Source organism: Desulfurella sp., from assembly GCF_023256235.1.
Taxonomy (GTDB): Bacteria; Campylobacterota_A; Desulfurellia; order Desulfurellales; family Desulfurellaceae; genus Desulfurella.
Genome location: NZ_JAGDWY010000040.1, coordinates 6,164 through 6,669, shown reverse-complemented (window position 1 = coordinate 6,669; position 506 = coordinate 6,164). Strand labels below are relative to the sequence as shown.

The 506-nt window shown below is 33.4% G+C and carries 1 protein-coding gene; it reads right to left on the bottom strand.

Translation table 11 applies throughout. From position 1 onward, the window contains the following. Positions 1–506 (bottom strand): HD domain-containing phosphohydrolase (locus tag Q0C22_RS04175; protein WP_291491779.1); only part of this gene is annotated, 506 nt, incomplete at both ends.

Genomic DNA, 506 nt, shown 5'->3' with positions numbered 1-506 from the left:
GAATGTTGTCTGTATGGTCTAATTTGTCTTAGAGCAGAATATATATCTGCAACACACATTATTTGATCAAGTACTGACAATTGCGTTTTATCAAAACCAAAAGGATAGCCGCTACCATCTAAGTATTCGTGATGATTTGAGGCAGCAGAAACAATTTGTTTATCCAGTCCAAGTTTGGTTAAAAAAGAAAATGTGTAATAGGCATGTGATTTCATTTTGAGCCACTGTATACCTTCGAGTTTACCACTAAAGTCCAATATACTGTTTGGCACAAAAAGCTTGCCTATATCGTGTAAAAAGCCAGCAGTTTGCAAGAGTTCACAATCGTGATCTCCAAAACCTAAATTTTTTGCGATACTTGATGCAGTATATGCTACATCTATTGAGTGAGTTAGAGTAAATTTACTTTTTTTATCTATGAAATTTTTTGCTATTGCTTTTGCAAGCGTCATTAGTTGTGTATTATCTAAAACTATAAACCTATTTTCAACATACGAAGGCAAAAA